This is a genomic window from Photobacterium pectinilyticum (genome assembly GCF_024357955.1).
Classification (GTDB): domain Bacteria; phylum Pseudomonadota; class Gammaproteobacteria; order Enterobacterales; family Vibrionaceae; genus Photobacterium; species Photobacterium pectinilyticum.
Genome location: NZ_JANEYT010000164.1, coordinates 1 through 2,103, shown reverse-complemented (window position 1 = coordinate 2,103; position 2,103 = coordinate 1). Strand labels below are relative to the sequence as shown.

Below are 2,103 nucleotides of genomic sequence, written 5' to 3'. Positions count from 1 at the left end.
GTAAAATCGCGTATTTCAACGGGTTTATGGCCAATAATAGTGAAGCCAGCAAGCAGCCTATCCAGTTCAAATTGGCTAAGGGTAAACACCTGTTTTTTCTCTCTGACAGGCCATTTAAACTTGGCTTTTTCCAGGCGCTTATACCACAGGGCGAAGCCTGTGGTATGGTGAGTAGACCAGAGGAATTTCACCTCTAGCCTCTCGCAGAACCGTACGTGATACTCTCATATCATACGGCTCCCATTACCCAATCGTTGATCTTCAAAATAATGCCAGTGGATGAATAGACTTGGTCTACTTTGAGCGACATGCCTTAACCACTGTGAGCTTTTCCGCTTATGCCCTGCAAGACGTTTATATTTTCGCCTTGCCCAGCGTCCCAATCTGAGTTCCAGATAGTCTGCTAGCTTGCGCATTTGTGTTGGATAAAAGCATCCATAATATTGGAACCATCCCCGTAATATCGGGTTGTATAAACGTGATAACTCCGCCAATGTTGAGGGGGTTCTTACTGACAAACGCCAAGTCCTGATACGTGATCGCATGGATTTTAACGCTTCGTTGCTTGCCGCAGGTAAGAAGCTTGTAAATAGCTTTCCTTCCTTGTTATTCGCCTTTCTTGGTCTAAATGTGAAACCTAGAAAAGTGAATTCCTTTATTGGATATGCAAGCGGTCGATTGCTGTCCTTACAGTAAACGATCTTTGACTTGATTGGATGCATTGTGAGCTTGCACTTCTTCAGCCTTACCTCTATCGCTCTAAGCAAATAGTTGGCTTGGGCTTCCGAGTGACAATGTACAACTGCATCATCCGCATACCTAGCAAATGGGCATTTGGGAGAAGTTTTACTTATCCAAATATCAAATGCGTAGTGCATGAACAGGTTCATCAATAATGGACTAATAACACCACCTTGAGGCGTACCTTGGGTTCGAGGTACCAAAGTACTATCGACGGTGAGCGTTGGTGCTTTTAACCATCTTTCGATGTAAAGCAAAGCCCACGGTTCCTTTACGTGATGACGTACAGCTTTCATCAGGAGATCATGATCGATGTTATCGAACGCTCCTTTGATATCAAACTCTACAACCCAGTCCATCCGCCAACATCGCTGTCGAGTTTTATCAATAGCTTGCAAAGCAGACTTACCCGGTCGATAGCCGTACGAATCGGTATGAAAGCACCTGTCGATTCCTGGTTCGATTAACATCTTAACCACCATCTGTGCGACTCGGTCTGACACAGTAGGAACACCCAGACTCCTTATTCCACCATCCTTCTTAGGTATATTTACCTGCTGGACAGCCGGTGGCATATAAGAGCCTGACGACATACGATTCCATATCTTATAAAGGTTTCCTTTTAAGTTTTGCTCAAATGTAGACAATGTGACTCTGTCCACACCTGCAGCACCTTTATTGGCTTTTACACGTTTATATGCATTCCAAACCAGCTGTTTTGAAATATCAAACGATTTTGTCGATGCCATATGGCTCCTCCCTAGTTTTGCTAGGTTGACTAAATTTCATCAACTGGATAATGCTGCCCCTTCGCTCCACACCCATTACAGGTGATTCAACACTACTACGAGCAGCTCCGCCCCTGTATTTGACATTGGTATTCTTCCTCATGGTGTTTGCCATTTGTCATTTTCCTTGTCATTCAAATACAGGTTCCCACGTTCCGTGCTACCGCCTAAATCAAGCTCATGCCGCCTATACACCGATTGCCGCTGAAACAGTAAGTAGGTTTCCTTTCAGCTTGTCCTAGGACTACTGGGCGACCCTAGTTTTGACAATACTTAATCCTTAACGATGCGTCATCGGACGGTTTGCTTTCGCTCATCTTCTTGATTCATACCTGATATCTATAACTGATACCTTTTCCATAGTCGCTCACCACCATATCTCTTAAATACAGCAGCACTTGGCGGTTTGAAACCGACCCCTACAGGTAGATTTCGGGAGGCCTTCTCCCATCAATAGCACAGCTCCAAAAGACCTTAGTCTTTTGTTCGTGGCACACCCCAGTAAAGCACCTTTATCTTGTCACGCTGCTTGTTTGTGAATAGGAACAGTGCACCAGAGTTCAGGGGTAACTCA

General features: G+C 44.7%; 2 protein-coding genes. Both read right to left on the bottom strand.

Annotation, left to right across the window (positions count from 1 at the left end):
* A partial coding sequence (gene tnpB / locus NHN17_RS25630) for an IS66 family insertion sequence element accessory protein TnpB (RefSeq protein WP_255045502.1) occupies nt 1–191 on the bottom strand: 191 nt, incomplete at its 3' end.
* A gap of 33 nt (nt 192–224) precedes the next feature.
* Entirely contained in the window at nt 225–1,490 is a 1,266-nt protein-coding gene (ltrA, locus tag NHN17_RS25625) for a group II intron reverse transcriptase/maturase (protein ID WP_255045501.1), read from the bottom strand.
* Nucleotides 1,491–2,103: the final 613 nt, after the last annotated feature.